The organism is Caldibacillus thermoamylovorans (assembly GCF_000751775.1).
Lineage (GTDB): Bacteria > Bacillota > Bacilli > Bacillales > Caldibacillaceae > Caldifermentibacillus > Caldifermentibacillus hisashii.
The window spans coordinates 94,629-121,525 of sequence record NZ_CCRF01000035.1 but is presented as its reverse complement, the minus strand read 5'-3'; the positions used below and the strand labels follow the sequence as shown (position 1 = coordinate 121,525).

Sequence of the window (26,897 nt, the reverse complement as noted above, 5' to 3'; positions counted from 1 at the left end):
CATATTTTTATACCTTTATTTCACATAATGATTATCATATACCATCAATTTGATTTTTGCAATAAAAAAACTTTACCTATTTTTATTTGTAATCATAAAGAGTTTCCTATAGAATTTTGTATAGGTAAACTAACTAATGACTAGGTGATTTGGATGCATGAGCGGAAAAAACAAGTAATAAAAATGGCTCATCAATTATTTATTGATAAAGGATTTCATGCTACTTCCATTAATGACATCATCGAATATAGCGGTATATCGAAAGGCACATTTTATAATTATTTTTCCTCAAAAAACGAATTAATAATAGAACTTTTTAAAACCAATTATAAACAATTGGAAAAAGATCGTAACGATTTACTAATCGGACAAGATCCGTCTAACTTTGATATTTTTATTAAACAAGTTGAATTACAAATATATATGAACCAGAAAAATAAATTGATTTCTATTTTTGAGGAGATTATTGTTTCCCGAGACGAGGAATTAATGCGATTTTTTAAAAGAGGGCAACTTCGAATTTTAAAATGGTATTACAATCGGTTTATTGATCTTTTTGGTGAAGATAAAAAACCGTATCTTTTAGACTGTGCGATTATGTTTATCGGTATTTTACACAATAATTTGAAGTATTATGCGATGGCCTATGAAGGAAGAGATGAACTGCGTATACAAGACGTCATTCGTTACAGTTTAAATCGGATTATCCGTGTCGTCGATGAGGTGGAAAAGGCAAAGGAAAGTTTATTTTCCCCCGAGCTGCTCGATCAATGGCTTCCCGAGTCGAACATTAATAGCATGGACGACCAACAAATCTTATATCGGACGATTTTATCCTTAAAAAAACCGCTCGTCCATAGAAAAGAAGCGGCAAACTATATAGAACTGTTAGATTTTATTTATGATGAATTACTAAATAAAGAAGAGCCGAGACAATTCTTAATTTCTCTTGCCATTCGCTCATTAAAAGAAAGTAAAGAGCTCTTTGATCAAGCTCAACTGGAAAAATTGGAAAAAATTGTAGTGAATTTTAATAAGAAGTGAAAATGCAAAAGACCGGGTATCCCTCTCCCGGTCATTTGCAGCTTTACACAGTAAGCAAAATCATGGTGAAAGAAAGCCAAACTAAATAGTTTAATGAATAGATTAAATTCATCTGTGCCCATTTTTCCAAGTTTTTTGTACTGAATCCTTTGGCGGCTAAAAAAATCCAGCCGACCGTTAATAAAGACGAAACAATCACAAGTATCGGACCGAATAAATGGTATAAGAAAAATGGGATCGGCAGTAAACAAATAATATATAATAAATTTTGTCTTATTGCCGTACCCATTCCGGAGACCACAGGTAACATCGGCACACTTGCCGCTTGATAATCATCAAATCTTTTTATGGCAACGGCCATCGTATGCGGTACTTGCCAAATAAATAATATGGCAAACAGGACAATCGGAACAATATGATCAGCAGGCTGAACGGCTGCCCAACCGATGAGTGGAGTAAAGGCGCCGGAGATACTCCCAATCACGGTATTTAGTGTATATTTTCGTTTTGACCAAAATGTGTAGAGAACAACATAGACGAACCAGCCCAACAATGAATAAACGGTTGCCTCCAACGTAGTAGCCAACATAGTGACCAGTCCTAAGATTGTTGTCATAATTCCGGCCCACAATACTGCTCTCATGGAAAAATGACCGGTAACAGTTGGCCGTTTTTGTGTGCGTACCATTTTCCGATCAAGGTCAACTTCATACCAATTGTTAATAATAAGGGCGCCGGAAATAACCAGCGTACTCCCGATCATTGTTAACAGAAATAGCGATATATGGTCACGAAAACGTTCTCCTGCAAAATATAAAGACAGCCAATATGCTGTAAAAACCGGTAAAACATTAGCAACAAGTACTTTTCCCTTTAATAGATACTTAACATCTGTCAGGAATTGAAGGATGTTACCCACTCCTTTGTTAGAAAGAACTACTCTTTCCTCCATAAAATATATCATCCTTTTATAAATTTATTCTTTGTTATAAAGTAAGAATGCATAGCTACTTTACTATCATAACATGGAATATTAAACTTTGTGAATGCTTTTGATTTGCTTGGGATGATAAGGAAAACTTACCTGGATGTGTCTGGACAAGGGCTTTTCCCTATTTAAACTGAGATAAAGCAGATTCCCCGGGAAATTTTATCCCGCCTTAACAGGTAGTAAGATAACTACTTCAAGTTTTTCGAGTGATAGGTGGGGATGATGTCCGATTGGTTCAACTAACCATCAGTGAAGGATGAAGACCCCCCACTGATGGAAGTTTCACTTTACTGAGGTGATCGAAAATCCTTTTTTAATAAATCCGGATTTTCGTCGATATCTTTTACCGGGTCAATATGAATCACGATTTCAATTCCTAATTCCTGTTCAATTTTTTGTTCCAGTCCATGAATGATAAAATGGGCATCTGCCACGGTCATTTCCGGCGGTACAACGACATGCATGGAGGCCATTAATCTCCCCGGGCCATAGTCATGAATTTTTAAATCATGAACATAATTGATGGTTTGATTTTGATCAATGAGATATTGAATTTTGTCAAGTAATTCCGGATCCGGGGAAGTGCCTAACAGAACATTGACCGAGTCTCTTGCGGTTGTAAACCCCGTATAAATAATTAAAATAGAAATAATAACCCCTAATATTCCGTCAACCGGAAATTCAAGTACAGCTCCAATAGCCGTACCTGCAATTACGCCTGTTGTTGCAATCGCATCATTTAAACTGTCTTTAGCCGTTGCTTTATTCATACTTGAATTGATTAATATACCAATATAGCGATTATACGAGTACATCCACAATTTAATTAAAATCGACAGGGATAGAATGATTATTGAAAACAAATTGATTTGAATGGCTTCCGGATGAATAATTTTATTAATCGAATTCCGCAATAGTTCAATACCCACTCCGAAAATAATAAAAGAAACAATTAATGAGGCGACATACTCAAATCTTCCATGACCATATGGATGTTCCTTATCCGGCGGCTTACTGCTAAATTTTGCCCCTAAGATTGTAATGAAGGAAGAACCGGAATCCGTCAAATTATTAAAAGCATCCGAAATTATCGCAATGCTATTCATCAAAATCCCTGTCACAATTTTAATAGAGAACAAAATCAAGTTGCAAATAATTCCCAGAATTCCGGAAAGAATACCGTAGTTTTTACGTACATTATTATCTTTTATATTTTCATAGTCGGAAATAAATTTTTTGATAATGAGCTTTATCATGTAAAGTCTCCTAACTAAAACAATTAAACAACAACTTTATTATGGCACGAAACCAGTTATTTTTAAACAAAAACAATGAATTTTTGCAATTTAACCTATGACTCATTTTTTGCCGTTTGCCGGAAAGGAAATTGTTTTTCTTTCGCTTAAATAGGTCGAACTTAAAATCAATATCCCACCAATCATTTGGGCAAAGCTCATCCCTTCTCCTAAGAAAATGGCGGCCATAATGACTGCGGAAATCGGATCAATATAGCTGAAAATAGCGATTGTATGACCATTTAATTCTTTTAAAGCTGAAAAATAGAGAACATAGGCTAATCCCGTATGAATAATCCCAACAATAATCATGAATAAAACTGATTTTCCATCCAGTGAACCGATATTAACCGTTTCATTCAGGAAAACATAGGGCAGCAAAACAAGAGAAGCGAGGGACAATTGAGCAACCGTCGTCTCGTAATCCGGTAAATTTTTAATAAATTTATTCATTACTATCACACTTGCATAAAAGGCAGCCGCCAGTAAACCATACATAATCCCTGTTACATGATCATATCCTTCTCCGGCATCGGTATCCGTCCCGACGATAAGAAATAATCCAACCATGGCACTTACGATACTCGTTACCTTCATCCATGTTAATTTCTCTTTTAAAATTAACGGAGCTAGTATCATGACAAAGATTGGCGCGAAATAATAACTTAAGGTTGCATTGGATATCGTTGTGTAACGATAAGCTTCAAACAAAAAAATCCAATTAAAACCGATTGCCCCACCGGACAAAATAAGGAGTGCGATATTCTTTTTTGATGTATGAAAACGGATTTTTTTCCTTAAGACGGAACTGGCAACAAGTAAAAATATACTCCCGATGATCCCCCGAAACAATGCAATTTCACTGGAGGAAAGATGAATATTTTTTACAAATAAACCGATGCTGCCGAAAATCAACATGGCGGTAATCATCTTTAGTTTCCCCGGCATATATACTTCCTCCAACTAATTCTATATAATCTTGCAATTTAGCGGTTAATTATTATTTTACAATAAAACGAACAAGGTATTATATAACTTTTTATAAAACTAGACCCAAGACAAGATGTCCCAAGTCTAGTATGAGCTAATTTAGGCAGCGGATTTTTTTACACGATGATCGAGTGCCGATCCGATTTTCATGAAAATAAACACACCAAAAAATCCGATAGCGGCAATAAAAACAGTTGTAGCCAAATTATTTAAATACGCACTTATCATAACTGTGATGGAACAGATCAATTGAGCCAAATTATATCCCATCCCACTGACAGCTAAATAGGAACTTCTGGCGTGAACCGGCGGGAGACTTGCTTGATAGTTTTGCTCAACCGGAACACGGACAACCTCGGCAACAGAGGCTAATACCATTGCGATAAATAAAAATGGAATATTGTTCGAGTAGGATATATAAGCATACCCAGCGACAAAGACGAACGATCCGAGAATAATCACATGACGATCTTTGAAGCGTGAAACCATTTTTGCAGCAAATAAAGCCATTAATACGACAAGTACAGTATTTTCCGTCCGCAAAAGACCGGTCATCTCAATGCCATCAAGTTCCCACCAAAGAAATCGTTGTACCGGCATTTCGCTTTCTAATCGAATTCCGACATAATTACTCAATTGAAACTCTAATGACATAACGAAAACAATGGCCATACAATACAGAATGAACAGATGATCCCGGAAAACTTCCCGATAATTGCGCAACATTTGACATATATGCTGAAAAACTTTCTGATCTGCAACTTGTTCCGGAACATAGCTCTCATCAATAAAAAAGACAATAAGTATAACAGTAATAAGTGCAGTTATTGACAAAGCAATTAACAATTCAAAAAGGTAATCTTTAAAAAGAAATCCGCCGAGTGACCCTCCAATTGCAATCGATAAATTATTCGCCCAATACATAATGGAAAACATATATTTTCGCTCATCGGGTTTACTGACATCAATCAACATTGCTTGATTTGCCGGACCACCCAATGACCAGCAAATTGTGTTAATCGTCATCATGAAATAGGTAATTAGCGGTGACGTAAACCAAGGGGAATTACAAATCATCATAACTGTAAAAGCGAAAAACCGTAACATTTCCGCAAAAACGATTAATTTCTTCCGGCCAAAACGGTCAGAAACATAACCGCCAAAAAACGATAAAGCAATGCCGATAAAAACATTGACAAGAAGAAGAATTCCGGTAATTTTTACGCCAAAGTGATTCGACAAGTAGATGGCCATGAATGGAAAAATCATATTACTAATTGCCGTACTTAAGAAAGATTCAATAATTCGAATTTTAATCGTCCGGTGAAATTGAAAAAATATTATTTAAACTCCCCCCTTAAAAAGGCTATCTTTACTAATTTTACGGTAGATGATAAATTGTTAAAATCCCTGAAGATGGTATCTTCAAGGTTAGTAACTTATATGGGACTTAAGTGCCAATTACCTGATCCGGCGATCGGCTCTCATTTGGCGGCACAAAATAATTTTTCCATATAATAATAGAATAACCAATATATAATAATTGTAAGTTTAAGTATAATTTGAATTCGCCTTTAAAACAATAGCCAATTTTCCTTAAGATGAACAATTTAATGCAAATTTTGTACTTTCCTTATAAATCCTATACAATAGAAGACACTGAAAAGAAACATGAAAAAGGATGATTATCATGGCAAACTGGACTGCCTTGCAACAAATGAAACCATTTTTACAGGAAAATTGGGAGAAATCGGGCTTTACCGACGCAACATTGATCCAAAAGCAGACTGTTCCACTTATTTTAGCCGGAAAAGATGTAATTGCAGAATCACCGACAGGAACCGGGAAAACATTAGCCTACATAATTCCGATACTGGAGCGATTAAATGAGGACAAAAAAGACATCCAAGCGGTCATTCTTGTCCCGTCCCGTGAACTGGCGATGCAAATTTTGGACGAGGTTCGAAAATTTACGAAAGGAACCGAAATCGTAAGTTATTCTTTCATTGGCGGGGCAAATCTAAAGAAACAAGTAGAAAAGCTAAAAAGCCGACCACAAATTGTTATCGGTACAACCGGTCGGATGTACGAATTAATTAAAATGAAAAAAATGAAAATGCATGAAGTGAGAACCGTGGTTGTTGATGAGGCGGACAGACTTCTTTCCCGGGAGCATTTAGCTGAAGTAAAAAATATCATTCATTCTACTTTGAGAGACCGACAACTGCTCGTTTTTTCAGCAACCATTACGAAAGAAACAGAAGAAATCGCCCGTGAGCTCATGAATAATTCGGAAATAATTCGGATTCAAACACAACCTGAAAATGCAACTATTCAGCATCAATATATAACATGTGAGCAGCGGGAAAAGATCGATTTGCTCCGAAAAATCATGCATACAAATCCGGGGCGAACCATTGCTTTTTTCAAGAATACCGTTAAAGTTGAGGAAGCCGCTGAAAAACTTACCTATCATGGATTAAAGCTTGCGGTTTTAACGAGTGAAAGAAATAAAATGGAACGAAAAACGGCACTGACTCAATTCCGCTCCGGCGCTGCCCCTCTCCTCCTAACAACCGATGTAGCGGCAAGAGGTCTCGATATTCCTGATATTGCTACTGTCATTCATGTCGATTTTCCAAGTACAGAGGGGCAATATTTGCACAGATCCGGACGCACAGGGCGAATGGGTAAAACAGGAACGGTTATTTCGCTCGTCAATGCACGAGAAGAAAGTTTTTTAAAAAAGATGAGCAAGGAATTGAATGTGAAAATAAGTAGGAAAGAATTGTATAAAGGGAAAATGGTGGATGTGAAAAAAAATCCTCATAAATAGCATAAAGAAGGCGGAGAAAATGTTATTCTCCGCCTTCTTCCTCTTCCATAATCTGGTCAAATGCTTGTGAAACTTTATCGAATTCTTCATCGGAACCGATTGCCGCTAAATCTCCCTCTTCGTCTACTTTCAATAAAAAGATGTCGATACCCTCATCGGTTTCTTCCTGTAAGTCCTCAGTAAAACTAACCGCTACATATTCAACTCCATCAACAGGAAATGCAGCTAAAACCTCAACCTCGTTTTCTTCTCCTGCTTCATCACTAATTGTAAAAACTTCGCCTACTTCAACTTTTTCCACAAAATCCACCACATTTTTTCGATTTAACAGTTGTTCAAACTAGATGTTAATATTCCCCTCTTTTTGCTGTTTATTCCTATTTTTTCGCATGTCATCAATATTTCGTAATCCCATTTTTAACTTCATTAAGCCAATCGATTGAGAAGCAACTAATTCATGAAGTCCCATTGTTTCATGCCATGCAAGTGTTTGTCGGGACATACCATCCATTTTCCTTTCCCCTTTCAATTTTTCTCAATCGCATTATATGGCTCATTTCATTATTAGGTACATGTTCTGAAACAGAATGGGCGGAATGAATCAGTTTTTAGTAAATACAGATTTAACAATCGTTTTGACTAAATGTACTGCAAAAATTTTTAAAATCACATAAATTGAATGAAATCCTTGAGAATCATATACTTAAAGGGTAATGGAATATACAGGGAGGAATCACAAATGGAATTAGTTGAATTAATTAAATCGCGCCGTTCCATTGGTGCACTTGATGAAAAAGATGTTCCGGATGAAGTGGTTAAAGAATTACTCGATATTGCCGTCTGGGCACCGAATCATAAAAAAACAGAACCATGGAAATTCCGGGTCATTAAAGGGGAAGGCCGGGTTAAACTCGGTGAAGAAATGGCACGTATTACCAAGGAAAAATCAACAGGTTTAAGCGAAGAAGAAGCCAAACAAAAAATTGAAAAAGCGGCAAAAGGTCCGCTGCGTGCACCGGTTATTATTGCATTGGCAGTTAGTCCATCAGGAAAAGTTCCGGAAATTGAAGAAATTGCCGCTTGTGGTTGTGTCCTGCAAAACTTCCTCTTGGCTGCGACGGAAAAAGGATTAGCCACGATTGTCAGAACCGGCGATATCGCCCATGAACCGGAATTGAGGCCTTACTTGAAGTTAGAGGAAAATGATAAAATAATCGGACTCATTTATCTCGGCTATCCGAAAAAGGATTTCGAAATTAAAGCCGTTCGGACACCGGCAGAGGAAAAAACAATTTGGTTTGACTAACGAAAGAAAAAGCGGACTCTTGCTTATGAGTCTGCTTTTCTTATTACCATTTAATATCAGTTTTTAAATCGCTCTATAACGGAAAATCACCCGTATTTTATGAATTTTCCTTAATATTTTTGTTACCGGACAAAATTGCTTAAATCATTCTCTTAAAATATCTTCCAACTTTTTAGCAACAACTTAATGGCCGTGCCCAATTCTTTTTCAGGAATTCCGGCAAATCCAAGAACAATTTTTGGCAGGGTTTCCTCCCTTTTAATAATGGAGTATGCCGAAACTGGATACACTTTAAGACCAGCCTGAAGCGCGCGATCGACAAGTTCTTTTTCCTTTAACCCGTTATTCACTTCTAAAACGAGATGAAATCCGGAATGGGCACCGGACACCGTTAATTCTTGATACGGTTTAAGTAAATCAAGTACCTTCTCTAATTTTCGCCGGTATATTTTCCGCATTCGATTCAAATGTTTTTCAAAGTCCCCGTTCCGCATAAATTCGGTTAGAATATGCTGATCAATTCTCGAAACGGAACATTGATAAAAGGTGAGTTCTTTTTTATATTTTTGCAATAAAGAATCAGGCAGGACCATATAACTGATCCGAATAGATGGCATTAATGATTTTGAAAAAGTTCCCAAATAAATCACTTTCCCGTTTTGATCCATGCTTTGCAGTGACGGAATGGACTTTCCGCTATAGCGAAATTCACTGTCATAGTCATCCTCAATAATAAAACGATTAGGTCTTGCAGCAGCCCAGTTCAACAGCTTTGTACGCCGGTTTACGGAAAGAATCGACCCGTATGGGAAATGGTGGGACGGTGTAACATAAATGACATTAATATTCTTTTCTTCAATTTCTCCCACATTCACTCCTTCCTCATCAACCTCAAGCGGCAGAACATGGTACTCATATTTTTTCAAGAGATGAGAAATAACATGATAACCCGGATCTTCCACACCATAGACGGTTCGTTTATTAAGCAATAGTATTAATTGTTGCAATAAAATTTCTAAACCGGCACCGATGACTATTTGTTCCGGGCTGCAATGAACACCCCTTGCTTGAAATAAATATTGACAAATTTCTTTCCTCAGCTCATATTCTCCCTGTTGATTTCCTGCTAACAATAAATGCCGGTTTTCTTTTTCCATTGTTTGCTTTGCATATTTGCGCCATTTTTCAAAGGGGAAATGTTCGGTATCGACCCAGCCCGGATGAAAGTGATACTTCATTTGTATAATGGGTTGTTGCTCACGGGATGTATTCGTCATTTCCTTTTGAACATACTCTAAATCCTCATAGGCTTGGACAAAATAACCTTTTCTCGGAACACTTTCCACATACCCTTCTGCCACCAACTGTTCATAAGCGGTTTCCACTGTATTTTGGCTAATTTTTAGAAACTCGGCCAATTTACGTTTGGAAGGTAATTTTTCACCAAAAGTTATTTTTCCAGAAGCAATTTCTTTTTTTATATAAATGTATAACTGCTCGTAAATGGGGGTATCACTAGTACGTTCAATGTGAATGGATAACATATCCATTTGAATCACCTCACTGGCATGGTTAATTTTATAAAAACTGACACTTTTAATGGTATCAGGTACTTTCTATAATATAGTAAACTTCTAAAAATGCAATATATTAAAACATTGTATTGGTTCAAACCAATCGGGCATTTTACGGGCGCTTATCATCTACCTTTGCTTCTTTGATTTTCCTAAGCCTTATGGGGAAGATTTAGTGACCGTTAATGCAAAAGAATACTTAAAAGAAATGGAGTGGGGAAAATGGAGAAATTAGTTGGTACAGATAAAGTAAAAAGAGGGATGGCGCAAATGCAAAAAGGCGGCGTCATTATGGACGTGGTCAATGCGGAACAAGCAAAAATCGCTGAAGCTGCCGGAGCGGTTGCCGTAATGGCTTTAGAGCGGGTTCCATCGGATATTCGTGCAGCAGGTGGTGTAGCGAGAATGGCAAATCCCAGGGTTATTGAGGAAGTAATGAATGCCGTATCAATCCCGGTTATGGCTAAAGCTCGAATCGGTCATATTGTTGAAGCACGAGTTTTGGAAGCTATGGGCGTTGATTACATTGATGAAAGTGAAGTACTGACTCCGGCTGACGATGAGTTTCATATTTTAAAAAGTGAGTTTACCGTTCCGTTTGTTTGCGGCTGCCGTGATCTGGGGGAAGCAGCCCGCCGGATTGGTGAAGGGGCTGCCATGCTTCGGACAAAAGGTGAACCCGGAACCGGTAACATTGTTGAAGCCGTTCGTCATATTCGCAAAGTTAATGCACAGGTTCGTAAAGTAGTAAATATGAACGACGATGAACTAATGACTGAGGCAAAAAATCTCGGTGCCCCATTTGAAGTGTTAAAACAAATTAAAGAGGCCGGTCGACTTCCGGTTGTTAATTTTGCAGCAGGGGGCGTGGCAACACCGGCTGATGCAGCATTGATGATGGAATTAGGTGCTGACGGTGTATTTGTCGGTTCCGGTATTTTTAAATCGGAAACACCTGAGAAATTTGCCAGTGCCATTGTTCAGGCTACGACTTATTATCAAGACTATGATTTAATTGCCAAACTGTCTAAAGATCTTGGCACACCTATGAAAGGAATTGAAATTTCAACATTGGCTGCCGAAGAAAGAATGCAAGAACGCGGTTGGTAAGGTTACTTAAAGGTGCCAAATGATCCCTTTCATAACGAATTTTACTCAACTGGAAAATCTCCGGTTATGATTTTTAAACAAACTGAATTATAGCCTAATGTAAAGGAAGTGAGATAAATGAGTGATTTAACAATTGGTGTTTTAGGGTTACAAGGAGCCGTTGAAGAACATGTGAAACAAGTCGAATCATTAGGAATTCACGCAATCATTGTGAAGCGGCCTTCTCAACTAAATGAAATTGACGGGCTTATTTTCCCCGGCGGAGAAAGTACCACCATGCGAAAATTAATTAACCAATACGGATTTTTTGAGCCGTTGATACAATTTTCCAAAGAGCAGAAACCGATATTCGGTACTTGTGCCGGGATGGTTCTTTTAGCAAAAGAGCTTGAAGGGTCGGAAGTTGTCCATCTTGGCCTCATGGATATTGTTGTTAAAAGAAATGCCTTTGGTCGTCAGCGGGAAAGTTTTGAAGCCGACCTTGAAGTTGCCGGATTTGATTCCCCTTTTCATGCTGTTTTTATTCGTGCACCGTATATTAAAAAAGTTGGCGGTGGAGTAGAAGTATTGGCAGAGGTAGATGGTCATATTGTTGCTGCCAGACAAGGCCATTTATTAACGACGGCCTTTCATCCGGAATTGACAGAGGATTCCCGCTTTCTTGAGCTTTTTGTGGAAATGGTTAAAGAAAGCAAAACAAAAACATTCCAAAAGGCTTAGATTTACGAAACGCTTCCGGAACTTCGGAAAACAAATACATCACAAAAAGCTTAGCCAAACAAAACTTAACCCTTCTAAAAGTTGGCAAACAACTTTTAGAAGGGTTATTTTTTGTATGAGGTTGGTGCCCTTAACTTAACGACCTGCGAAAGATATGGATGTAGTGCCATGTTACTTATTACTAAGCTTTCGACGCAGCAACTGCAGCGATGGTTGGATTTATGGCAACCGTGCCTTGTTTCTTATTGCTAAGCTTTCGACCGGGTCATCAAACTGTCTTTAATCAATTCTTGAATCTCCTTTATTTTTCCTTCATTGAATAAATCAACAATTTTACTGCCAACGATAACCCCGTCACAATATTCGCCTAGGTCACGGGCTTGTTCCCCATTAGAAACCCCGAATCCTGCCAAAACCGGGACAGGACTTACTTCTTTTAATGTTTGCAAATACTCTTTTACATGCTCATCATGATGTTGTCTCACACCGGTTGTCCCCATAACCGAAACTGCATACAGGAACCCTTCTGAACGGCGAGCAATTTCAACAACTCGCTCTTTTGGACTCGTTAATGCAACAAGTCTGATAAATGCAATCCCGTGTTGATGCAAAAACCCAGCAATCAAATCTTCCTCTTCTAATGGAACATCCGGAATAATCACACCATCAACACCGGCCCGCACACAAGCTTTGGCAAATCTTTCCAAACCGTAATGAAATATCGGATTTATATATGTCATAAGGATGACGGGAACTTCTCTTCTTGTTTTAAAACTTTCAAGTATTTCCAAAACACCCGCTAAAGTCGTACCATTTTTTAATGCTCTAACCCCGGCCTTTTGAATCGTTGGTCCATCGGCGGTCGGGTCAGAAAATGGGATTCCAAGTTCAATCGCCGCAACCCCGCATTCAGCTAAAAAGCAAATCCGCTCCTCCAACACATTAAGGCCACCGTCTCCCGCCATAATGTAAGGAATAAATAATTTTTCACCACTCGCAAGTTTTTCGGCAAATTTTTGCTCAATCCGTTCCTTACCCATTTATCTTTCCTCCAATCGGCTTTTTACTTGTTCCACATCTTTATCGCCCCGACCGGATAAACAAATAACCATGGTCTCATCCGGCGACATCGTTCTTGCCAGTTTCATCGCATAAGCAACTGCATGGGCACTTTCCAACGCCGGAATAATCCCTTCCGTTTTTGTTAAAAATTGAAAGGCGTCCAGTGCTTCTTCATCAGTTACAGCTTCATATGTGACTCGCTTCGTTTCATGTAAATGACTATGTTCCGGACCGACTCCCGGATAATCCAGGCCTGCCGATATTGAGAAGGCTTCTGTTATTTGCCCATGTTCATCTTGTAAAAGTTTTGACAAGGTCCCGTGCAAAATTCCGACGTCCCCTTTTGTTAGAGTAGCCGCATGCAAATCGGTATCCACACCTTTTCCTGCCGCTTCAACCCCATATAGTTTAACGAACTCGTCTTCAATAAATGGATAAAACATACCGATTGAATTGCTTCCCCCACCGACACAAGCGACGACAGCATCCGGTAACTTTCCTGTCTGTTCAACGATTTGCCGTTTTGTTTCTTTACCGATCACTGACTGAAAATCACGAACGATCAGCGGAAACGGGTGCGGACCAACTGCAGAACCTAGTATATAGTGGGTATCGGTCACATGAGCCGCCCAGTAGCGTAACGCTTCATTGGTGGCATCCTTCAATGTCCCGCTGCCACTGGATACGCCTCTTACTTCAGCCCCTAACATTTCCATGCGAAAGACATTTAATTTTTGCCGTTCAATATCCTCAACACCCATAAACACGATACATTCTAAGCCAAATAGGGCACAGACCGTTGCAGTAGCTACCCCGTGTTGTCCCGCACCTGTTTCAGCAACCACTTTTTTCTTGCCCATCCTCAGTGTCAACAGCGCCTGACCAATTGTATTATTAATTTTATGGGCACCGGTATGATTTAAATCTTCCCGTTTTAAATAAATTTTCGGTCCGCCGAGCTTTTTCGTCAATTGCTCGGCAAAATAAAGCGGTGTTTCCCTCCCGACATATTGTTTTAAATAATATTCCACTTGTTGTAAAAATGCAGGATCATTTTTTGCTGTTTCATAGACTTCCTCCAGTTCCAATAATGCCGGCATTAATAATTCCGGTACAAATCTCCCGCCAAAATTTCCGTATCGCCCTGTTTTATCTGGCATTGTATAAGTTGTCAATGGACTCATCCTTTCCCGTCGATTTTGCTTGTTTAATAAATTCACGAATTTTTTCCGTATCTTTTTTTTCATCTGTCTCTACACCACTGGAAACGTCAACCCCAACCGGACCAACAACCGTAATTGCCTCCCGGACATTATCCGGTGTCAAACCTCCCGCCAAAATAAGTTTGCGACGGTCCAACTCGAAATCCTTTGCAATCTTCCAATCAAATGTTTTCCCGGTACCACCGTGATATTTTCCTTTTGGACTATCAATCAAGTAATAGTCACAAGGATAGGACCTTATTTCAGAATGATTGATTAAATCGGCTGAATATGCTTTGATCACCGGTAATGGTAGTTTTTCGGCTACACTTGCCGGCTCATTGCCATGAAGTTGCAAAAAATCCAAGCCCACCATATTCGCAATCTCTGTCATTTTTTCAACCGTTTCATTAACAAATACACCTACCTTCTTTACTTGTTTCGGCAATGCGTTCGCAATTTCCCGGGCCGTTTCAGGGGTGATTTTTCTCCGGCTGTCAGCAAAAACGAATCCGATAAAATCAGCGCCCCCTTGAACAGCTGTCCGGGCTGCTTCCAAAGTTTGAATACCGCATATTTTCACAAGCATGTATGGCTCACTTCCTTTCCTGTAAAATCTTTGTTTTCATAAAGTGACACTTCCATCAATGGGGGTCTTCCTGTCGGTTAATGCTTTTCAGTTTATATTTTGAAATAATGAAACCTGGAACGATTTAAAAGTTTCTTCCAAATTCTCCGCCCGCATAAACGTTTCGCCGACTAAAACGGCATTCGCCCCGGCATTCCGAACACGTATAACATCTCCTTGTTGCTTCATACCACTTTCACTGATTAAAATCGTCTTCATGCCGCGAACCATCGAAGCAAGCCTTTCCGTTGTTGCCAAGTTTACCTCAAACGTTTTTAAATTGCGGTTATTGATGCCGATTATTTCCGGTTCCAGTCGTAATGCCCGTTCCATTTCTTCCTCATCATGCACTTCCACAAGCACTTCCAAGTCGTTTTCAACTGCATATTGGTACAATTCAGCCAGTTGGGCATCCGATAGGGCAGCGACGATTAATAAAATAATGTTTGCCCCTGCTGCTTTTGCCCGATCTATTTGCACCGGATCAATCATAAAATCTTTACATAAAATCGGTAGCCGGACGGTTTTCCGCACCTGAATCAAATCTTCTATTGAACCGTTAAAAAAAGCTTGGTCCGTTAAAACAGAGATTGCTTTTGCTCCAAGTGCTTCATACCTTTTCGCTTGATCGGCAGGATCAACAGTTGTGTTTATCGCTCCTCTTGATGGTGATGACCGCTTAATTTCAGCAATAATATTCATTTGTGAAGAAGCAGCTACTAAACTTTGAAAAGTCGGGACTGGTTCATAGGCAACCGGTTGAAAGGTTTGACCGGTTAATGTCTTTATCTCGTCTTTTTTCTTTGCAATAATTTCATCTAATATGGTCAACTTAAGACACCCCGCTCGGAACTTTTTTACTGTAATCAATTAAGTATTCCAATCGTTTCAATGCGGCACCCGACTCGATGCTTTCCCTTGCCTTCTCAATTCCATCCTGAATTGAGTTAACTTTTCCGCTCGCAAAAATTCCCAGTCCGGCATTCAGCAAAACCGTATCATAATAAGCACTCTTTTTCCCCTTTAGTACGCTCAATAAAATGTCTGCATTCTCCTGTGCAGTTCCCCCACGAATCTCTTCTTTTGCATAGGTTGGCAAATTGACATCGTCCGGTGACAACGTAAAGGAAGTGATTTCTCCATTGTTTAAAAAAACAAGATGATTATCACCGGCAAGGGTTGCTTCATCGAGATTGCCGGCCCCATTAATCACGACCGCTCTCTTTCTGCCTAATCGATTCAATGCTGTTGCCAACATTTTCAAAAATGTTTTGTCATAAACACCAAGTAATTGAGCGTTCAAATGAACCGGGTTTGTTAAAGGTCCGATAATATTGAAAACCGTGCGGATACCAAGTTCCCTTCTTACTTTTGTAAATGGTTTTAATGACGAATGAACATTGGGTGCAAATAAGAAAGCAATGTTATTTTCCTGCAATAATTCTTCAACATGTTCTTTTGAAAGGGTTAAGGAAACTCCTAAGGCTTCCAGCACATCGGCACTGCCTGATTTACTTGTGATACTGCGGTTTCCGTGTTTGGCAACCTTGATCCCGGCTCCGGCAATGACAAATGCGGACGTGGTACTAATATTGAAACTGAAAGATTTATCGCCACCTGTGCCACAATTATCGATTGCGTCGGTAATGACAGGTATTTTAAACGTAGACTTTGCTAAAATGACATCAACGATTCCGGCAATTTCCTCAGCCGTCTCTCCTTTTGCCTGCATGGCGGTCAGTAAGGCGGCGATTTCCGAATCGGTCGCTTTTTCCAGACAGTATTCCGTTACTTCTTTCATTTCTTCAAAAGTTAAATCTTCACCGCTGATCAACTTCTCCAAATAAGCTTTCATCTTATAATCTCCTCTCTTGTTTTTTGTAAAAAGTTACGAATCATTTGTTTGCCCACTTCTGTACCAATCGATTCCGGATGAAACTGGATTCCGTAAGTTGGAAAATGTCGATGTTGAACAGCCATGATTTCATGATCATCAATGGATTTGGCAACAATCTCCAGTGAGTCCGGGATAACTTGTTCATCAATGACAAGAGAATGGTAGCGCATGACTTCCACCGGCTCCGGCAAATCCGTAAATACCCCTTGACCATTATGAGATATAAAAGAAGTTTTTCCGTGCTTAATTTCCTTGGCCTGCCTTAATTTGCCCCCTAATGCCACGGCAATTGTTTGGTGTCCTAAACAAACACCTAAAATCGGGACAGATTGGTAAAAACGTTGCACTGTTTCGATACAAATTCCCGCTTCTTCAGGCGTACCGGGTCCGGGAGAAATAATAATCGCTTCCGGTTTTAATGCAGCAATTTCCTCTATTGAAATTTGGTCATTACGGACTACTTTTATATTCACTTTTTGCTCGGAAATATATTGGTATAGGTTATATGTGAAAGAATCATAGTTATCAATCAATAAGTACATTTCCCGCCACCTCCATTAATGATTTGGCTTTATTCACCGTCTCCATGTATTCCGTTTCCGGGTCCGAGTCATAAACAATACCCGCTCCGGCTTGTAAATGCGCCTTTCCATCCTTGACAACGAGGGAACGAATGGCCAGGGCAATATTCATATCGAAATTAAAATTGATAAACCCAATCCCGCCGGCATATACGCCTCGTTTCTTGTTCTCGAGCTCATTAATAATTTGCATGGCTCTGATTTTCGGTGCTCCGGAAACCGTTCCTGCCGGCAAGCATGAAATTAAAGCGTCAATGCTAGTAAATTCTTCTCTCAGCTTGCCTTTTACTTCTGAAACAATATGCATCACATGTTGATATTTTTCAATTTTCATATAGGTTGGCAATTCAATCGTACCTATTTCGGAAACACGCCCTAGATCATTCCTGCTTAAATCGACCAACATTCGATGTTCGGCCAGTTCTTTTTCATCTGCCAACAGTTCTTGGACAAGCCGGGCATCCTCTTCTTCGGTATTTCCGCGTGGACGTGTTCCGGCAATTGGATTGGTAATAATGGTCCTCCCTTTCGTCTGTACTAAGCTTTCCGGAGATGCGCCAAGAACAATATAATCTTCAAAATCGATAAAAAACATGTACGGGGACGGATTGGCTTCTCTCAGTCTTTGATACAGGTGAAACGGGTTTTGTCTCAACTCGGCGGTAAACCTATGTGACAAAACGATCTGAAAAATATCACCTTTTCGTATATACTCCTTAGCCACTTCTACATTTCTCTTAAACTCTTCCGCTGTTGTATCAGGGGAAAATTGGATTGGCTCCATTACCGGAACCTTCTCCTGGAACGGATTCACTAAAACGGCTTGGAGTTGCTGTAATCGTTCATTTAATCGCTCTTCCGGTTCATAATCCGGGTTCATCACGATTAAATAAATCACTTGATTTTTATGATCAACGACAATCGTATTTTTAAAAACCATCAGATGAATATCCGGCATTCCAATATCATCCGGAAGATCTTCACCAATATACTCATACTGCCGAATGGTATCATAACTAATAAAGCCAATTGCCCCTCCGTAATACGGAAGCGGGAGATTTACATCGATTTTCGGTAATTGTTTTTTGATGACCGTTAAGGCATTTTCGGTTAATTTTTCTGAACGACCGGTCTCATGATTCATCATAGTTGTTTCGTTTCCTATGCCGATAAATTCCAAGTAAGGATCTTCCCCAAGAAACGAATATTTGCCTTTTTCTTCGTGCTGAAAGGTACTTTCCAAGAGAAACTTTTTCTTCCCGGTCAAACGGAGATAGATATCCGTTGGCGTGAATGTTAAATTTTTTATTCGTTTAAATTTATAAAGCGGTGTTTCTCCCATCATTTTTTCTCCCTTCTTTTTCAAAAATAAAAAGCCCCCTGCAAACACAAACGACTTATGTCTGCAGAGGGCGATTGATTACCGCGGTGCCACCTCTGTTGAAAAGCATTAAATACTTTTCATCTTTTTCGGATACGGGATGAAAATATTTGCATTATATTCATCTGATATCCTATCCGTGTAACGCCGGAAAAACGGGTTTACCTACTTAACATCGGGAAAAATTCGATCTAACTTGCGAATCCACATCCCGTCTTTGTTGTTCAGCCCACCTCTCGTAAGGCCATTCAGCAACTATCCACGTACCGGAATCCCACCAACACCGGCTCTCTGCAACGCTTCAAAACTGCCTACTCTTCTTACTCATCGATTTATTCATGTTCTGTTTTTTCTTTACAAAATGCAAAAAGTCCCTCCATCCGTAAAGGACGAGGGACCGCGGTACCACCTTTATTAGCTGTAACAGCTCACTTTAGCGTTTAAGTATTATAAACTTAAACTGTCTCAGATAACGACAAGACAATATCGCCAAAGCCTACTGCGAAATTTTGGTTCGGTTTGGAAGCTCAGAAGCCCATTCTTCTATCCGATCACACCGGTTCGCACCATCCACCGGCTCTCTTTTTGTGTCAAAATAGAATACTCTTCTTCTTCATCGCCTGAAAATTTTCGATTTATTGAAATTAATAATAAAACAATTCAAATCATATGTCAACAACAAATTTTCTTATTCATTTGTTTGTTGAAAAAACGCCAAGCGCATCCTGTTTTGTTCATTGTAAAATGGATTTCATTAATTTGTTTTTGGAATAAAACCTTTTTCAAGTAAATAGTGAATCACGGTTTGAACAGACTCGGCCAATGACAGTTTTTCTGTATCGATGATTAATTCCGGGTTTACCGGTTCTTCATACGGTGCATCAATGCCCGTAAATTCCTTAATTTCACCGGCACGGGCTTTTTTATACAGCCCTTTTGGATCGCGATTTTCACAAGTTTCCAAGCTGCATTTTACATAAACTTCGATAAATTCCGCTTCACCAATAATCTCTCTTGCTTTGTCCCGATCTTTTTGGTAAGGAGATATAAAGGCTGTCAATGTAATTAATCCGGCATCAACCATTAATTTTGCTACTTCTCCAATCCGGCGAATATTCTCTGCCCGATCCTCGGGACTAAAACCTAAATCTTTGTTTAAGCCAAACCGAATATTATCTCCATCTAAGCGATAAGTGTGGACGCCCAGTTGGTGAAGTTCCTTTTCCACGGCAACGGTAAGTGTGGACTTTCCTGAACCGGATAAACCGGTAAACCAAACAGCGGCACTTTTATGTTTTTTTAATATTTGGCGGTCTTCCTTCGTCACTTTTGAATCATGCCAAACAATATTCGTTGCATTTCCCATTCCATTTCCCCCAAATTCTAATTGTTACCGTTGACTTATTTGAGTAAAAGAAGCAAATCTGTTCTCCTGCGGGGCACTTGGTCCACAGGATGAAGGTAGACATGAGTAGTAACAGGACGACTTTAGTTTTAGCCGGCCGGTTTAAACATCGCAAATAGGTTTGCCACGCGCTTTTTTTCCTTCAATCAGTTTGTTGCATATCCTTTTCTTAATACTTCAGCAACTTCCGGACGCGAAAATTCCTTAGGCAAGTCTTCCCCATTGCGAAGTTTTTCCCGCACCTTTGTGCCACTCAAATGAACATGTGCAGACTTGTCATGAGGGCAAGTTTTTGCTGTCGCCATATTCCCGCATTTTGTGCAATAAAAAGCATGCTCGAATTTTAAAATTTGGATTTCTAATTCATCCTCATATTTGGAAATTAATTCTTGCGCCTCATATGTTCCATAATAGTCACCGACACCGGCATGATCACGTCCGACAATAAAATGCGTGCACCCGTAATTTTTCCGGACAATTGCATGCAAAATGGCTTCTTTCGGTCCGGCGTAACGCATAGCGGCAGGATAAATCACGAGCCTGGCCCGATCTTTAGGAAAATAGTTTTTCAAAATAACTTGATAACTCTCCATTCTTATATCAGCCGGAACATCATCGGATTTTGTTTCACCGATGAGCGGGTTGAGTAACAAACCATCGACAGATTCCAAGGCACATTTTTGAATATATTCATGGGCCCGGTGAACGGGATTTCTCGTTTGAAAACCGACGATTGTTTTCCAGCCCAAGTCGGCAAATAATTTTCTTGTTTCAGCCGGTTCGAAATAGAAGTCTTCAAATTGGCCGTGGTCGATCCGGTTTAATAAATAGACCGGGCCGGCAAAATAAACATCACCTCTTTCAAATAATTTTTTCACACCCGGGTGGTTTAGGTCGGTCGTCCCGTAAACAAGTTGTGCTTCTTTTTCTTTATCAGGATAATATTTTTCCTCCAACCGTAGAATTCCATAGACAATACCATCTTCCCCTTTAAGGGCTATCTCTTTACCAATATCATATAGATCCGCATCATCGTTGGACACGGGGAGAGTAATGGGAATACTCCAAAGCGTACCATCACTAAGGCGCATTTCCTCTATCACCCGTAAATAATCCTTTTCCCCCATGAAACCGGTAAGCGGGCTAAAACCGCCAATCGCGATCAATTCTAAATCTGATAAACTCCAACGATCCAATTTTAATGATTTTAACGATTTTACTATATTTAAATAAAACTCTCTTTCCTGACCCGACAAAACTCGCTGAACCAGTTTTCCACCATGGGCCGGAATTCCTTTTTGTTCTTCCTTCATTGTAACAGCCATTAATACCCCTCCCGTAAAATCAACAAAAACCTTTTATAACTGGATTTTTGCTCCATGTAAGGCACTTCTTGGCACAACGTCATCCCCGAATAAAGGATAATGATTGAACGGTTTCGTAAACACGATCCTTTAATGCTTCCTTTATGTTTGGATGGCTTCCAAGTTGCTTTGATAATATAATTTGCTTTTTTACATCTTTATGCGTAACGATGGTCTTTTGCAAGTCGTTCATTAAAAATCCGGTAAACCATAAATAAGGAACAACCCATACTTGTGAATAGTTACCTTTTAATGACAATGCAAATTCCTCTGCAAAAGACGGTTTACAAGCTGCCAAAAAACAATAGTTTACATTTTTAAAATGGATTTTTTCGCTCAACATTTTTGCAAGCCTTTCAATATCTACTTTCGTTTCCGGATAAGTACTGCCTCTTCCAACCAACAGGATTTTCGCCTGATGATTGATTGGTACACCTGTTTCGTTAATCCGGTCTACTAAAATATCAATTAACCGATCTTGGACACCAAGGGGTTTCCCGTATGCAAAAGATATATTCGGATATTTTTCTTTGTTTGCTTCGAGCTTTCTAGGTATATCAATATAGTAATGGCCGGCACTTAATAGCAACACAGGAATGACAGCGATTTTCGTTACACCTTTTTCAATGAGTTTGGCAATCCCTTGGTCGATATCAGGCTGAGCCAATTCTAAAAAACAACATTCCTGAAACGAAACATCGACCTCATTCATCACCAAAGCAATAAAATCCTGAACTTCCGCTATTGCAGCTAAATCACGACTCCCGTGACAAACATATAAAATTCCCAGCATACACTTTCTCCTCACTAACCGAGTGCTGCCTGAATTGGAAATGCTTGTTGAACCGCATTCCATTCAAACCACTGAATCGTTTCCCTTAACCGGACCACTTCACCAATGACAATCATTGCCGGATTTTGAATATGTTTTGCCTTCTCGATTATATTTTCCAGCGTTCCTGTTACGGTTTCTTGTTTTGTCGTTGTTCCGCAATGGATGATGGCGATTGGTGTGGATGGATTTTTTCCATAGCGAATTAGTCGTTCACAAATACTCGGTAATTGTTTTACACCCATATAGACACAAATTGTGTCCGTTCCCTGTGCCAAATATCGCCAATATTGTTCCGTATCGGCACCTTCTTGTCTAACACCGGAAATAAAAGTAACCGAGGAACTGTAATCTCGATGGGTTAAGGGAATTCCTGCATAGGCAGGGACAGCAGAACCGGCAGTAATCCCCGGAACAATTTCAAATGGGATCCCGCATTTCCTTAACGCTTCTGCTTCTTCAGCTCCGCGTCCAAAAATAAAAGGATCTCCACCTTTTAATCTCGCAACAACTTTACCTTGAGCAGCGAACTTACATAACAAGCTATTTATTTTTTCCTGTGATAACGTATGCTGGTTCGGGCTTTTCCCGCAATAAATTAATTTGGCATCTTTTTTAGCATATGCAAGTAATTCTTGGTTAGCTAAACGATCATAAAGGATTACATCTGAATGTTGGATAATTTTTAAACCCTTAACAGTAATTAATTCAGGATCACCCGGTCCCGCTCCGACTAAATAAACTTTCCCCATCGTTCCACCTCATTCTTTCTTTGTTGGCATCCGCTAACTTTTTATAGACCTTTTAAGGCTGATAAAAATTGTCGTATTCGCTGATTTTCAAGTGATGAAATATCCACTTATCAATGAAGAAATTAACAATATATTTTTTCGTTTAGTGCATGTGTTTTATATGTTTTTGACCGTTTTCGAACCATGAAAATCTAATCCGGAATGAACTTCTTCCACATAACCGGTTCGAATGACAAAATCACCAAACCGCTCTCCTTCTTTTCGTTCTTTTGCATAGTGCTGAAAAATTGGATATAACGCTTCTAAAATTTCCTTTTCCCCAATATTTTCTTTGTATAATTTATTTAAACGATTGCCGGCAAAACCGCCACCCAGATACAGGTTGTATTTTCCGGGTGCTTTCCCGATAAATCCGATTTCTGCCAAAGCCGGTCTTGAGCAGCCGTTTGGACAGCCTGACATTCGAATGACTATTTCATTCTGTTTGAGCCCGACTTCTTTTGTAATGGCTTCAATCTTTTTGAGCAGAGTCGGAAAATACCGTTCAGACTCGGCCATCGCCAATCCGCAAGTTGGGAAACCGACGCAACTCATGGAATTTTGCCATAAAGGAGATGCATATGTTCCGCCAGCTAAATGATATTGTTCTACCAGTTTCTCAATTTCTTTTTTCTTTTTTGCTGTTATATTAGCAATAATGACATTTTGATTCGGGGTTAATCGAAATTCACCGGTATGGATTTTGGCAATTTCTCTTAATCCGGTGAGAAATTGGGTCTCTTCATCGTCTTTTACCCGGCCACTTGGAATAAATAACGTTAAATGCCATTTCTTATTTCCTTTTACCCAGCCAAATTGATCTCCAGTATGGGTAAAATGGAATGGTCTTGCCTCTTCTAATTCCCAACCTAACCGATTTTGTAACTCGGTTTTAAACCATTCAATGCCTCTGGAATCAATCGTATATTTGAGACGGGCATTTTTCCGGTTGGAACGATTTCCATAATCACGTTGAACCAAAACAATTTTTTCTGCCACATCGACTACTTTATCCGTTGGGCAGAAACCGATCACACGGGCAATTTGCGGATACGTACGATAATCGCCGTGGGTCATCCCCATCCCGCCACCAACCGCAACATTGAATCCTTTTAGTTCACCATCTTCTTCAATCGCAATAAAGCCTAAATCTTGGGAGTAAATGTCTACATCATTGGAAGGCGGAACCGCAATCCCAATTTTAAATTTTCGCGGTAAATACGTAGGTCCATAAATCGGTTCAATTTCTTGACCAACGCTTGTGTCGATTACTTTTTCTCCGTCCAACCAAATTTCATGATAGGCAGGTGTTTGCGGCAGTAGATGGTCACTTATTTTTTTTGCCGCTTCATAAACCTCGTAATGAACATCCGATAAATTTGGATTCGGAGTACACATAACATTCCGATTTACATCACCACATGCGGCAAGTGTTGTAAAAAGTGCCTCATTGATTTCTTTCATTGTTTGTTTTAAGTTCCATTTCAAGACACCATGCAATTGGAACGTTTGTCTTGTCGTCAGTTTCAAAGTTCCATTCGCATAAGTAGTTGCAAGTCGATCCATTTCCAACCATTGCTTTGGGGTTGCCAGTCCCCCGGGCATCCGCACACGAATCATAAACTGATAGTCCGGTTCCAATTTTTTTCGGCGGCGTTCATCTCTCACATCACGGTCGTCTTGTTGATAGCTTCCATGAAATTTTAATAATTGATTATCATCGGGAGAAATGGCTCCGGTGATCGGGTCCTTTAATCCTTCCGCAATTGTCCCTCGCAAATAATTACTCTCCCGTTTAATCCGCTCATTATCACTAAGTTTTGTTTTATTTTGTTCCACGCTTTGTCGCCTCCCCTGTTTTAGTAAACATCTCGCTGGTAACGCTTTTGTTTTCGCATTTGATCGATATAAACAGCGGCTTGTTCACTAGTCAAACCACCCTCTTTTTCTAAAATCGTCAGGATCGTTTGATGAACATCGCGAGCCATATGCTTTTCATCTCCACACACATAAACAACAGCCCCGTCTTCCAGCCATTGATAAAATTCTTTCCTTTTTTCAAGCATTCGGTGTTGGACATAAACTTTTTCCGCCTGATCCCGCGAAAAAGCAACATCCATTTTCGTTAACACCCCATTTTTTAACCATTTTTGCCATTCAACTTGATATAAGAAGTCTGAGGAGAAATGTTGATCACCAAAAAATAACCAACTTTTCCCTGTAATTCCTTCTGCTTCACGCTCTTGCAAAAATGCCCGAAATGGTGCTACACCTGTTCCCGGCCCGATCATAATAATTGGTGTATCCGGGTTACTTGGCAGTTTAAAGTTTGGATTTTGATCCACATAGATTGGCAACATATCGCCGGGTTGAATCCGCTCGGCAATTTGAGAGGAACATACACCTTTTCGATTGCGACCATGGGCTTGGAAACGGACGGTACTGATGGTGAGATGTACTTCATCCGGATTTGCTTTTAAGCTGCTGGCAATTGAATACTGGCGCGCCGGCAATTTTCTTAGAATATGAATAAAATCAACGGGTTTAAGTTGTACCGGTCGAAAATCCCGGACAAAATCAAGTAAATCCCGACCATCTAAATAAGCTTTTACTTTTTCTTCATTGCCCGGTGCTGCAAGTTTCTTTAACTCTTCATTATGAAACAGTTCAGCTGCCGCCTGAATAAATGATTTCGTTAGTCTAGTAATCTCAAATTTGGAGAGCAAGGCTTTTCGCAATGAATAAATATCACCTTCCTCGTTAATTTGCATCGATTCTTCCGGGTTCCATCCGAGTTCATTGATTAAACTGTCAACAAGTTCCGGATCATTTTCCGGTAAGATGGCTAAACTGTCTCCCGGCTCAAAAGTCAGACCGGAATCTTCCAACGATAACACAAGGTGGCGGGTTTCTTTATTCGAACCACGACCATTTAAACTAATATTTTCAAGTACTTCAGCCGGATAAGGATTCTTTTTCGAATAAACCGACTGTTTTTCCTCCAACAGAGTAGCCGCCGCTTGCTTTTCCGAAACAGATATGGCCGATGCATTTGCATTGCTTGTTTCATGTAAGACGGCAACTACTCCGCTCATCCATTGTTCTGCCGGATCCTCAAAATCAACATCACAATCAACCCTTGGATAGAGCCGTTCTCCTCCTAATTCTTCCAAACGTTTGTCAAAGTCCTTCCCGGTTTGACAGAAAAATTCGTATGACTCGTCACCTAATGCAAGCACAGAAAATCGGACATTTTCTAATTTTGGTGCCCGCTTACTATGTAAAAATTCATAAAAAGACCGGGCATTTTCCGGGGGCTCCCCTTCCCCATGGGTACTCGTGATGAGTAATAAATCTTGAACTTTCTTCAAATTTTGCGGTTTAAAGTCGTCCATCGAAAATGATTGCACCGGTAATTGTTTTGCTTGTAATTTTTCAACAATCGTACTTGCCAACGATTGCCCATTGCCCGTTTCAGAACCAAACAGTACGGTTACTTCACGAGTTTGAATGGATTGTTCCATTTTCGGGGCAGCTGTTTGATCAACTTGCACGCTTTGTTCATGCCCGGCAATGAACGGGAAGGACAGGAACCCGCACAACCATATTTTTTGTGCTTCGGTTAATGTCGGGATTAACCTGTTCAAATATTCTCGTTGTTCTTCATTAAATGGGCTGTTATTCACGTTAAATTGCAAAACGTTTCACCTCATCATTTCTTATGTTACAATCTATAAAACAGTATTCATATTAAAATAGTATGTTTTTAAATTATGATTATCCAACTTTGCGACAAATGAACCGGGTCTTTATTTGGATTTTTCAATTTTGCAACAAATCCAATCGGTCCTCCATTCGGTTCCCCATTTTGTTTCAAAGAACCGGATC

General features: G+C 39.6%; 25 protein-coding genes and 2 other annotated features. Of the genes, 5 read left to right on the top strand and 20 right to left on the bottom strand.

Going from position 1 to position 26,897, the window contains the following annotated elements:
* Window positions 1-153: 153 nt before the first annotated feature.
* Entirely contained in the window at window positions 154-1,044 is an 891-nt protein-coding gene (locus BT1A1_RS04700; RefSeq protein WP_034768614.1) for a TetR/AcrR family transcriptional regulator, read from the top strand.
* A 43-nt stretch (window positions 1,045-1,087) separates the two neighbouring features.
* Here the strand turns inward: BT1A1_RS04700 and cyoE are convergent, their stop codons facing one another.
* From cyoE to BT1A1_RS04680, 4 genes are all read right to left on the bottom strand, one after another.
* Window positions 1,088-1,996 carry a heme o synthase gene (gene cyoE / locus BT1A1_RS04695; protein WP_034768612.1) on the bottom strand — a complete coding sequence of 303 codons (909 nt, stop codon included), beginning with the start codon at window positions 1,994-1,996 and terminating at the stop codon, window positions 1,088-1,090.
* 326 nt (window positions 1,997-2,322) lie between these two features.
* Window positions 2,323-3,291, bottom strand: coding sequence for a cation diffusion facilitator family transporter (locus tag BT1A1_RS04690; protein WP_051989004.1), 969 nt, complete (start codon window positions 3,289-3,291; stop codon window positions 2,323-2,325).
* Between the two features lie 102 nt (window positions 3,292-3,393).
* The gene (locus tag BT1A1_RS04685) at window positions 3,394-4,278 is read right to left on the bottom strand and encodes a DMT family transporter (protein WP_034768610.1); all 885 of its coding nucleotides are present in this window, start codon (window positions 4,276-4,278) and stop codon (window positions 3,394-3,396) included.
* Window positions 4,279-4,419: 141 nt separating this feature from the next.
* Entirely contained in the window at window positions 4,420-5,622 is a 1,203-nt protein-coding gene (locus BT1A1_RS04680; RefSeq protein WP_269147484.1) for an MFS transporter, read from the bottom strand.
* Window positions 5,623-6,010: 388 nt separating this feature from the next.
* Between BT1A1_RS04680 and BT1A1_RS04675 the strand changes: the two genes are divergently transcribed.
* Window positions 6,011-7,156 carry a DEAD/DEAH box helicase gene (locus BT1A1_RS04675; protein ID WP_034768606.1) on the top strand — a complete coding sequence of 382 codons (1,146 nt, stop codon included), beginning with the start codon at window positions 6,011-6,013 and terminating at the stop codon, window positions 7,154-7,156.
* Between the two features lie 22 nt (window positions 7,157-7,178).
* On the opposite strand, the gene BT1A1_RS04670 is transcribed toward BT1A1_RS04675, so the two are convergent.
* Both BT1A1_RS04670 and BT1A1_RS17765 read right to left on the bottom strand, forming a co-directional pair.
* On the bottom strand, window positions 7,179-7,457 hold the full coding sequence (locus tag BT1A1_RS04670; RefSeq protein ID WP_034768605.1) for a DUF1292 domain-containing protein: 279 nt from the start codon (window positions 7,455-7,457) through the stop codon (window positions 7,179-7,181).
* Between the two features lie 39 nt (window positions 7,458-7,496).
* Entirely contained in the window at window positions 7,497-7,667 is a 171-nt protein-coding gene (locus tag BT1A1_RS17765; RefSeq protein ID WP_269147483.1) for a hypothetical protein, read from the bottom strand.
* A gap of 228 nt (window positions 7,668-7,895) precedes the next feature.
* Between BT1A1_RS17765 and BT1A1_RS04665 the strand changes: the two genes are divergently transcribed.
* Window positions 7,896-8,462 (top strand): nitroreductase family protein, encoded by a 567-nt coding sequence (locus BT1A1_RS04665; protein WP_034768603.1) that lies wholly within the window; start codon window positions 7,896-7,898, stop codon window positions 8,460-8,462.
* Between the two features lie 152 nt (window positions 8,463-8,614).
* Here BT1A1_RS04665 and BT1A1_RS04660 read toward each other — a convergent pair whose 3' ends face one another.
* Window positions 8,615-10,012 (bottom strand): MocR-like pyridoxine biosynthesis transcription factor PdxR, encoded by a 1,398-nt coding sequence (locus tag BT1A1_RS04660; protein WP_034768601.1) that lies wholly within the window; start codon window positions 10,010-10,012, stop codon window positions 8,615-8,617.
* A 246-nt stretch (window positions 10,013-10,258) separates the two neighbouring features.
* Here BT1A1_RS04660 and pdxS point away from each other — a divergent pair, with 246 nt between their 5' ends.
* Both pdxS and pdxT read left to right on the top strand, forming a co-directional pair.
* A complete protein-coding gene (gene pdxS / locus BT1A1_RS04655; protein ID WP_034768599.1) occupies window positions 10,259-11,146 on the top strand; it encodes a pyridoxal 5'-phosphate synthase lyase subunit PdxS in 888 nt (295 codons plus the stop codon).
* Window positions 11,147-11,263: 117 nt separating this feature from the next.
* Window positions 11,264-11,866: a pyridoxal 5'-phosphate synthase glutaminase subunit PdxT gene (gene pdxT, locus BT1A1_RS04650; RefSeq protein WP_034768597.1), complete on the top strand. Its 603-nt coding sequence runs from the start codon at window positions 11,264-11,266 to the stop codon at window positions 11,864-11,866.
* 248 nt (window positions 11,867-12,114) lie between these two features.
* On the opposite strand, the gene trpA is transcribed toward pdxT, so the two are convergent.
* The 13 genes from trpA to BT1A1_RS04585 form a co-directional block, all read right to left on the bottom strand.
* Window positions 12,115-12,906 (bottom strand): tryptophan synthase subunit alpha, encoded by a 792-nt coding sequence (gene trpA / locus BT1A1_RS04645; protein WP_034768595.1) that lies wholly within the window; start codon window positions 12,904-12,906, stop codon window positions 12,115-12,117.
* Window positions 12,907-14,103 (bottom strand): tryptophan synthase subunit beta, encoded by a 1,197-nt coding sequence (gene trpB / locus BT1A1_RS04640; RefSeq protein WP_034768592.1) that lies wholly within the window; start codon window positions 14,101-14,103, stop codon window positions 12,907-12,909.
* Window positions 14,078-14,719: a phosphoribosylanthranilate isomerase gene (locus tag BT1A1_RS04635; RefSeq protein ID WP_034768589.1), complete on the bottom strand. Its 642-nt coding sequence runs from the start codon at window positions 14,717-14,719 to the stop codon at window positions 14,078-14,080. The genes trpB and BT1A1_RS04635 overlap by 26 nt, the downstream gene beginning before the upstream one ends.
* A gap of 87 nt (window positions 14,720-14,806) precedes the next feature.
* Window positions 14,807-15,589 (bottom strand): indole-3-glycerol phosphate synthase TrpC, encoded by a 783-nt coding sequence (gene trpC / locus BT1A1_RS04630; RefSeq protein ID WP_034768588.1) that lies wholly within the window; start codon window positions 15,587-15,589, stop codon window positions 14,807-14,809.
* Window position 15,590: 1 nt separating this feature from the next.
* Window positions 15,591-16,613 carry an anthranilate phosphoribosyltransferase gene (gene trpD / locus BT1A1_RS04625; RefSeq protein WP_034768587.1) on the bottom strand — a complete coding sequence of 341 codons (1,023 nt, stop codon included), beginning with the start codon at window positions 16,611-16,613 and terminating at the stop codon, window positions 15,591-15,593.
* Window positions 16,610-17,197 carry an anthranilate synthase component II gene (locus BT1A1_RS04620; protein WP_034768586.1) on the bottom strand — a complete coding sequence of 196 codons (588 nt, stop codon included), beginning with the start codon at window positions 17,195-17,197 and terminating at the stop codon, window positions 16,610-16,612. The genes trpD and BT1A1_RS04620 overlap by 4 nt, the downstream gene beginning before the upstream one ends.
* A complete protein-coding gene (trpE, locus tag BT1A1_RS04615; RefSeq protein WP_051989010.1) occupies window positions 17,181-18,578 on the bottom strand; it encodes an anthranilate synthase component I in 1,398 nt (465 codons plus the stop codon). The genes BT1A1_RS04620 and trpE overlap by 17 nt, the downstream gene beginning before the upstream one ends.
* A 63-nt stretch (window positions 18,579-18,641) precedes the next feature.
* Window positions 18,642-18,954 (bottom strand) — a binding site (T-box leader).
* A gap of 45 nt (window positions 18,955-18,999) precedes the next feature.
* Window positions 19,000-19,243: a binding site (T-box leader), on the bottom strand.
* A gap of 128 nt (window positions 19,244-19,371) precedes the next feature.
* On the bottom strand, window positions 19,372-19,983 hold the full coding sequence (gene cysC, locus BT1A1_RS04610; RefSeq protein WP_034768585.1) for an adenylyl-sulfate kinase: 612 nt from the start codon (window positions 19,981-19,983) through the stop codon (window positions 19,372-19,374).
* Window positions 19,984-20,168: 185 nt separating this feature from the next.
* On the bottom strand, window positions 20,169-21,347 hold the full coding sequence (sat, locus tag BT1A1_RS04605; protein ID WP_043988428.1) for a sulfate adenylyltransferase: 1,179 nt from the start codon (window positions 21,345-21,347) through the stop codon (window positions 20,169-20,171).
* A gap of 79 nt (window positions 21,348-21,426) precedes the next feature.
* The gene (locus tag BT1A1_RS04600) at window positions 21,427-22,179 is read right to left on the bottom strand and encodes a sirohydrochlorin chelatase (protein WP_034768584.1); all 753 of its coding nucleotides are present in this window, start codon (window positions 22,177-22,179) and stop codon (window positions 21,427-21,429) included.
* 14 nt (window positions 22,180-22,193) lie between these two features.
* A complete protein-coding gene (gene cobA / locus BT1A1_RS04595; RefSeq protein ID WP_034768583.1) occupies window positions 22,194-22,970 on the bottom strand; it encodes a uroporphyrinogen-III C-methyltransferase in 777 nt (258 codons plus the stop codon).
* Between the two features lie 156 nt (window positions 22,971-23,126).
* Window positions 23,127-24,848, bottom strand: a complete 1,722-nt coding sequence (cysI, locus tag BT1A1_RS04590; protein WP_034768582.1) for an assimilatory sulfite reductase (NADPH) hemoprotein subunit — start codon at window positions 24,846-24,848, stop codon at window positions 23,127-23,129.
* A 20-nt stretch (window positions 24,849-24,868) separates the two neighbouring features.
* Window positions 24,869-26,707, bottom strand: coding sequence for an assimilatory sulfite reductase (NADPH) flavoprotein subunit (locus BT1A1_RS04585; RefSeq protein WP_034768581.1), 1,839 nt, complete (start codon window positions 26,705-26,707; stop codon window positions 24,869-24,871).
* Between the last annotated feature and the right edge of the window lie 190 nt (window positions 26,708-26,897).